Origin of the sequence: Parafrankia sp. Ea1.12 (genome assembly GCF_900465275.1) — a bacterium.
Classification (GTDB): domain Bacteria; phylum Actinomycetota; class Actinomycetes; order Frankiales; family Frankiaceae; genus Parafrankia; species Parafrankia soli.
In genome coordinates this window covers 58,698-66,131 of the sequence record NZ_UBIZ01000306.1, presented here as the reverse complement: position 1 = coordinate 66,131, position 7,434 = coordinate 58,698, and the positions used below count along the sequence as shown (strand labels likewise).

6 protein-coding genes and 1 pseudogene are annotated in these 7,434 nt (G+C 74.9%); 4 read left to right on the top strand and 3 right to left on the bottom strand.

Translation table 11 applies throughout. The features are described 5' to 3' along the window. Together FMEAI12_RS16135 and FMEAI12_RS16130 are read left to right on the top strand one after the other, a co-directional pair. Positions 1–99: pseudogene (locus tag FMEAI12_RS16135) on the top strand (ABC transporter permease); the annotation flags it as partial. Beyond that, positions 99–2,405 carry a type I polyketide synthase gene (locus FMEAI12_RS16130; RefSeq protein WP_112106664.1) on the top strand — a complete coding sequence of 769 codons (2,307 nt, stop codon included), beginning with the start codon at positions 99–101 and terminating at the stop codon, positions 2,403–2,405. The pseudogene FMEAI12_RS16135 and the gene FMEAI12_RS16130, both read left to right, overlap by 1 nt. Here the strand turns inward: FMEAI12_RS16130 and FMEAI12_RS16125 are convergent. From FMEAI12_RS16125 to FMEAI12_RS16115, 3 genes are all read right to left on the bottom strand, one after another. Then, on the bottom strand, positions 2,402–3,310 hold the full coding sequence (locus FMEAI12_RS16125) for an ABC transporter permease (RefSeq protein ID WP_112106663.1): 909 nt from the start codon (positions 3,308–3,310) through the stop codon (positions 2,402–2,404). The two genes, FMEAI12_RS16130 and FMEAI12_RS16125, sit on opposite strands and share 4 nt — an antisense overlap. Positions 3,311–3,390: 80 nt before the next feature. After that, positions 3,391–4,302: an ABC transporter permease subunit gene (locus FMEAI12_RS16120; RefSeq protein WP_112106662.1), complete on the bottom strand. Its 912-nt coding sequence runs from the start codon at positions 4,300–4,302 to the stop codon at positions 3,391–3,393. Beyond that, positions 4,299–5,303, bottom strand: coding sequence for an ABC transporter ATP-binding protein (locus tag FMEAI12_RS16115; RefSeq protein ID WP_112106661.1), 1,005 nt, complete (start codon positions 5,301–5,303; stop codon positions 4,299–4,301). Before FMEAI12_RS16115 ends, FMEAI12_RS16120 begins: the two co-directional genes overlap by 4 nt. Positions 5,304–5,510: 207 nt before the next feature. Here FMEAI12_RS16115 and FMEAI12_RS16110 point away from each other — a divergent pair, with 207 nt between their 5' ends. Then, a complete protein-coding gene (locus FMEAI12_RS16110) occupies positions 5,511–6,776 on the top strand; it encodes a histidine kinase (RefSeq protein WP_235014050.1) in 1,266 nt (421 codons plus the stop codon). Beyond that, a complete protein-coding gene (locus FMEAI12_RS16105) occupies positions 6,767–7,408 on the top strand; it encodes a response regulator transcription factor (RefSeq protein WP_112106660.1) in 642 nt (213 codons plus the stop codon). Before FMEAI12_RS16110 ends, FMEAI12_RS16105 begins: the two co-directional genes overlap by 10 nt. Positions 7,409–7,434 lie beyond the last annotated feature (26 nt).

The following is a 7,434-nucleotide window of genomic DNA, read 5'->3' as shown; positions in this document are numbered from 1 at the left end:
GTCGCGCTCACCGGCCTCGCGATCGCCGCGGGCATCGGAATCCTCTCGGCGATTCTCATGTCACAGGCCCGCTGGATCGAGAACTCGTTCTACCCCTGGTGACTGTCCCCCCCGACCGCCTCGTCGAGGCGCTGCGCGCGGCGATGAAGGAGAACGAGCGGCTGCGGGGGCTGATCGCGCAGGCCGGTGAGCCGATCGCGGTCATCGGGATGGCCTGCCGTTTCCCGGGCGGGGTGCGCTCACCCGACGAGCTGTGGCGGTTCGTCGCCGGCGGCGGCGACGCCATCACCCCGTTCCCGACCGACCGGGGCTGGGACACCTCGGCCCTCACCTGCTTCGGGGGCGGGTTCCTGCACGACGCGGCCGACTTCGACCCGGAGTTCTTCGGGATGTCGGAGAACGAGGCGCTGGCCACCGACCCGCAGCAGCGGCTGCTGCTGGAGACCTCGTGGGAGGCCTTCGAGCACGCCGGGATAGACCCGCGGTCGGCGCGGGGCAGCCGCACCGGCGTGTACTTCGGTGTGATCTTCCACGACTACGGGTACCGGCTGCGCCCACCGCCCCCGGGCATTGACGGCTACGCCTACTTCGGCAGCGCGGGCAGCATCGCGTCCGGGCGGGTCTCCTACACGCTCGGTCTCGAGGGGCCGTGTGTGACGCTGGACGCCGCGTGCGCGTCCTCGCTGGTCGGCCTGCATCTGGCCGGTCAGGCCCTGCGGCGCGGCGAGTGCTCGCTCGCCCTGGTCGGCGGGGTTTCGGTGCTGGCCACCCCCGAGCTGTGGGAGGAGACGACCCGGCACGGGCAGGGCCTGGCCCCGGACAGCCGCTGCAAGTCCTTCGCCGCTGCGGCTGACGGCACCGGCATCTCCGAGGGGGTGGGTGTGCTGCTGGTGGAACGGCTCGGCGACGCCCGGCGCAACGGCCATCCGGTGCTGGCGGTGGTGCGCGGCAGCGCCGTCGAGCAGAGCGGCGCGACCAACGGCTTCACCGCGCCCAGCAGCGCCTCGCAGGAGCGGCTGATCGGCCGGGCGCTGGCTGACGCCGGCCTCGCTGCGGCGGACGTCGACGCGGTCGAGGGCCATGGCACGGGAACCCCGGTCGGCGACCCGATCGAGCTGGCGGCCCTGCTGGCCACCTACGGGCGCGGACGGCCCGCCGGCCGGCCGCTGTGGCTGGGGTCGTTGAAGTCGAACCTGGGCCACACCCAGGCCGCCGGCGGCGCCGGTGCCGTCATCAAGATGGCGATGGCCATGCGGCACGGCGTCCTGCCGCGCACCGTGCACGTCGACGCCCCGACCCCGCACGCGGACTGGTCCGAGGGCGCGGTGGCGCTGCTGACCGAAGCGGTGCCCTGGCCGGACACCGCCGGCCGGCCCCGCCGGGTGGGGGTCTCCTCGTTCGGCGCCAACGGCACACTGGCGCACGTGATCCTCGAGCAGGATCAGCCGCTGCCCGCCGACGCGGCAGCCGGGGATGGGACGGCCGGTCGCGCGGTGGACCGGCTGGTGGTGCCGTGGCCGCTGTCGGCCCGGTCCGCGCCCGCGCTGCGGGCCCAGGCCCGGCGCCTGCTCGACCTGGTGACCGAGCGGGCCGATCTCCTCCCGGCCGACGTCGGGTTCTCGCTCGCGACCGGCCGCAGCGCCTTCGCGCACCGGGCGGTGCTGGTCGCCGACGACCGCGCGGAGTTCCTGCGCGGCCTGACCGTTCTGGCCGCCGGCCCGCCGGAGAGCACTGACGCCGCCCTGGACGGCCGCGCCGGAGCCGGGCTGGTGCTCGTGCTGCCCGGCGGGGGCGGGTGGGGGCTCGGCGCCGGCCGCGCGCTGGCGGACGCGTTCCCGGCCTTCGGCGCGGAGTGGGCGACCCTCCGCGGGGCTCTCACGGGGGCGGCTCTTCAGACGGCGCCACAGGTGGCGCTACAGGTGGCGCTGTGCCGGCTGTTGGAGTCCTGGGGTGTGCGGCCCGACGCCGTCGTCGGGCACGGTGCGGGCGAGGCCGCGGCCGCGTACGTGCGGGGCGCGCTGTCGCTGGACGACCTGCGGGCACTGCTGGCGGCGGGTGCCCGCAGCGCGTCGCCCGGGTGCCGCGTTCCCCCGGGCACCGCGAACGTGCTGGTCGTGGGTCGCGACGAGGCCGGCGTCGACATCCCGCGCGGCGCGAAGTCGTGGGTGCTGCTGCCGCCCGGTCGCGCCGAGATCCGCGCTGTCACCGAGGCGTCCGCCACGCTGTACGAGTGGGGGCAGGCCGTCGACTGGCGGGCGTTCTTCGCGGGCACCGGCGCCCGGCGGGTCGACCTGCCCACCTATGCCTTCCAGCGCCGGCGGTACTGGTTGGAGGCCGCGGATCCTGGCCCGACGCCCGCTCCGGGCCTACCGGCCGCACCGGCCGCACCGGGCGTGCAGCGTTAGCCGTGGGCGGAGTCGTGCCACGGGCCGACGACCAGACGGGCGGCCAGGCCGAAGAACCAGAACACCACCAGGCCGAACAGCGCCGAGACGATGATCGCGGCGAACAGCGGGCCGGAGGACAGGTCGCGGGTGTAGTTGTCGATGAGCGCGCCGATCCCGACGTCGCCGCGGCGGAAGAAGAAGTCGCCGACGATCGCGCCGATCACCGCGAGGCCGGCCGAGATGCGCAGGCCGACGAAGATCGCGGGCAGCGCGCTCGGGAGCTCGAGGCGGAGCAGCCGGCGCCACCGCCCGACCCGGCGCAGCGTGAACAGGTCGTGATGGCCGGCGTCGACGGACTGGATGCCGAACAGCGTGTTGGTGATCATCGGGAACATCGAGATCACGACGCAGACCACCGTCCGAGACCAGAATCCGTAGCCGAGCCAGAACCCGATCAGCGGGACGATGGCCAGGATCGGGATCGTCTGCAGAAGGATCGCCCAGGGGTAGAACGAGTTCTCGATCCAGCGGGCCTGTGACATGAGAATCGCCGAGAGGATTCCGATGCCCGCGGCGATCGCGAGGCCGGTGAGCGCGACCTGCGCCGTCCCGCCGAGCGCGGTGAGGATCTCGTCGGCGGTGCGGCGGTCCAGGAAACCCTCGGACACGACCTCGTGCGGCGGGGGGAGCAGGAACCGGCGGCGGGGGGCGAGGAACCAGTAGGTGACGGCGTACCAGACGCCGATCACGGCCGCGAACACCGCGAACGGCGGCAGCACCGTCCGTGCGGCCCGGGCGGCGAGACCGCCCGCCCGCGCCCGTCCCCGCGGCCGGGCCGCCGGGCCGGCCACGCCCGGCCGTTCCAGGCCGGCCACCCCCGGCCGCCCCGGCGCTGTGAGTCCGCCGTCGTCCCCGTCTGGCACCTAGGAACCTTTCCGTCGAGATCCTGTCGCGACGCCCGTTCGTGGGGATTTCCCCCTGATCGCAGGGCCTCGTCCGAATCCTAGGTGTCGCGGCGGCGCAGCCGGCGGGCGGCGAGGGCCAGCAGGACGGCCACGTAGCCGCACAGCAGACCGAAGCCGGCCCAGGGGGCGAGCGACAGCGTGTCCGGCCGGGCGAGGGTGAGCGCGGACCCGGCCGGGACCGGCAGGTACCGGTTCACCGAGTCCGCGGTGTCCTCCGGCAGGAGACCGACGACGATCTGCAGCGCGAACAGCGTCCCGAACAGGGCGGCGACCGCGCCGGCGCTGTTGCGCACCAGCGCGCCGAGGCCCAGCCCCAGCAGGCCGATCGCCGCCAGGTACAGCCCTGAGCCGACCATCGCGCGGGCGACGCCCGGCTCGCCGAAACCGACGTCGAGATGCTCGGCGGACAGAATCGACTGGCCGGCGACGAACGCGACGATCGCTGCCGGGACGCACGTCACCAGGGTGGCCACCGCGACCGCCACGGCCTTGGCCCACAGCACCGGCGTCCGGCGCGGGACCGCGGCGAACGTGGCGCGGATCGAACCGGTGCCGTACTCGCCGGTGATCATCAACGCGCCGAGCACGCCGATCGCCAGCTGTGCCAGCTGCACGCCGGCGAGGCTCACGCTGGTGGGGTCGAACCCGGCGAGGTCCGCCGCCCCCACCGGCGGCCGGGCCACCCGGACCATCGAGTAGACGACGCCGAACCCCACGACCAGCGCGACGGCCGCAAGCAGCGACCAGAGCGTGGACGGCAGCGAGCGCAGCTTCGTCCACTCCGAGGCGACCACCCGCGGCCAGGTGACCCGCTGTTCGTCGTGGTACGCCGGCAGCGTCACCGCCGACGGCGACGGGGCGGAGCCGTCCAGGGCGTTCGTCGGGACGTGACCGGCCAGGGTGGCCGTCGAGGTGAGCGGCGCGCGCGGGGCCGGTGTCGTCGGGTTCATCGCTGTCCTCCGGTCATCGAGGTCGGACGGTCGGTCATCGTGGTCGGGCGGAAGGCGACCGCGTCGTGGGTGACACGCATGAACGCCTCTTCGAGGGAGGCCTGCCGGGCGGTGAGCTCCAGGACGGTGATCCCGGCGGCCGCCGCGGCCATGCCCACCTGGTCGGTGCTCAGCCCCGTCACGAGAAGTCCGCCGGACGCCGGCCCGGCCACAGTCCCGGCCCCGGCCCCGGGTCCGGCACCAGCGCCGGATACCGCCGGCGCGGTCTCGACCCGCACCTCGGGTGAACGGAGCCGGCGGGCCAGCTCGTCGGGAGCGGTGCAGCGCACCAGCACGCCGCCGCGGGCCGCGGCACCGACGAACTCGGCCACGGTGGTGTCGGCGATCAGCCGGCCCCGGCCGATGACCACCAGGTGCTGCGCGGTCAGCGCCATCTCGTTCATCAGGTGCGAGGAGACGAAGACGGTCCGGCCCTCGACGGCCAGCTCCCGCAGCAGCGAGCGCAGCCAGCGGATGCCCTCGGTGTCCAGGCCGTTCAGCGGCTCGTCGAGGATGACGGTGCGGGGGTCGCCGAGCAGCGCCGTCGCGATGCCCAGCCGCTGCGACATGCCGAGGGAGAACCCGCCGGCCCGGCGGGAGGCGACCTCGCGCAGCCCGACCGCGTCGATCACGTCGTCGACCCGGGACCGGCGGATGCCGTTGCTCCGGGCGAGGGCGAGCAGGTGCAGGCGCGCGGCGCGGCCCGGGTGGACCGACCGGGCCTCCAGCAACGCGCCCGCCTCGCGCAGCGGCGCGGTGTGTTCCCGGTACGGCCGGCCGTTGACGGTGACCGACCCGCCGCTCGGGGTGTCGAGCCCGAGGATCATCCGCATGGTCGTCGACTTGCCGGCGCCGTTCGGCCCGAGGAAGCCGGTGACGATCCCCGGCCGGACGGTGAAGGTCAGGTCGTCGACGGCGACCTTCTCCCCGTATCTCTTGGTGAGACCGCGTGCCTCGATCATCCGCTGTTGTCCTCCCGTGCTGCGTGCTCCCGGTGCGGTGACGATGACGCTCGCAGCGGCGGACAGCCCCGTCGCTGCGGCGGCCAGCCGGTCGGGACTGCGGTTTTCCGCACTCCCGCGGGCAGGTGCACCTCATGGCTCCCGGAACGGCCGCTGCCTACCGTTGACGCCGTGACACCCACGGATGCCGTGACACCTGCCGATGCCGTGACATCTGTACAGGTCGTGCCGGGCCGGCCGCGCCGCTGGCCGCAGCGGGCCGCGGGCACCGGCCGGGCCACCGCGCACACCCTGGCCGGCCTGCTGGCCGGGCTCGTGACCTGGGCCGTCCTCGGCCTCATCGCCGTGCTCTGGCTGGCCGCGGTCTACAGCCTGGTCGAGGGCCCGACCGGGCACTGGCTGCTCGCGGTCGGCTACGTCGTCGCCGTCCCCGCCGGGCCGCTCGCCGCGCTGGCGGCGGTGCGCGGGCTCGCCGGCATGCAGCGCGCCCGCTTCGCGACCTTCCTGGACGTCGACATCGAGGCTCCGGGACGCCGGCCGGCGCGCGGTGCACGGCCGTCGAGCGGCGCACGGCCGTCGCGGTCGGGGGGACGCCTCGCCGCCCGGAGCGCTCGCCAGCTCGGCTACCACCTGTCGACGCTGGTCACCGGGGTCGCCGGCGGGATCGCGGTGGCGCTCGGCTGGCTGCTGGCCGCGCCGCGGGTGGCCTGCACGGTGGCCCGGGCCGACGAGCGGGCGGCCCGCCGCCTGCTGGGGCCGACCCGGGCGGAGACGCTGGCCCGGCAGGTCGAGGCGCTGGCGCGCAGCCGCGCCGAGATCGTCGCCGCGACCGACGCCGAGCGGCGCCGCATCGAACGCGATCTCCACGACGGCACCCAGCAGCGCCTGCTGTCGCTGGCGATGAACCTGGGCATGGCCCGGGCGGCGCTCGCCGACGCGCCCGAGGCGGCCCGTCTCGCCATCGAGCAGGCCCACGACGAGGCCACGGAGACCCTCGTTGAGCTGCGCGAGTTCGTGCGCGGCCTGCACCCGGCGGTGCTCAACGACCGTGGCCTGGACGCGGCCCTGTCCGGGATAGTCGCCCGGGCACCGCTGCCGGTAGAGCTGCGGGTGGACCTGCCCCGGCGGTGCGCGCCGAGCATCGAGGCGATCGCCTACTTCGTGGTCTCCGAGGCGCTGACGAACGTGGTCCGGCACGCCGCGGCCAGCCGCGCCGGGGTCGTCGTCGAGCGGGTGGGCGAGCGGCTGCGGGTCGTCGTCAGCGACGACGGCCGGGGCGGTGCGGCCAGCCCGCCGGCAGACGACCCGGCGCCGGGTCGTCTGACCGGAAACGGCCCGCTGGCAGGCGGTCCGGCCGGTGGCAGCGGGCTGCGTGGGCTCGCGCAACGGGCCGCCGCCGTGGACGGGACCATGACCGTGGTCAGCCCGGTCGGCGGGCCGACATCGATCATCGTGGAGCTGCCGTGCGAGTAGTGATCGCCGAGGACTCGCTGCTGATCCGGGTCGGCCTGACGAAGCTGCTCACCGACGGCGGCTTCACGGTCGCCGCGGCGGTGGGGAACGCCGACGAACTGCTGACCGCGGTGGGCGAGCACCAGCCGGAGCTGGTCGTCGTCGACGTCCGCATGCCGCCGACGCACACCGACGAGGGCATCCAGGCCGCGCTGGTGATCGGCCGCCAGTACCCGCGGATCGCGGTGCTGGTGCTCTCCCAGTACGTCGAGGAGCGGTACGCCACCGACCTGCTGTCCACCCGGACCAGCGGCGTCGGCTACCTGCTCAAGGACCGGGTCGCCCAGGTGCCGAGCTTCCTCGACTCGCTGCGCCGGGTGGCCGCGGGCGGCACCGCGCTCGACCCGGAGGTGGTCGCCCAGCTGATGGTCCGGCGCCGCACGGACCCGCTGGAGCGGCTGACGCCGCGCGAGCAGGAGGTGCTGCGGCTGATGGCGGAGGGCCGCTCGAACAACGGCATCGTCACCGCGCTGAAGGTCAGTCACAGCGCGGTCGAGAAGTACGTGAGCAGCATCTTCGTCAAACTCGACCTGCCGCCCACCGACACCGACCACCGCCGGGTCCTGGCGGTTCTGCGGTTCCTGGAGGCGTGAGCCGGGAGGCGCTTGCTCCGAGACGT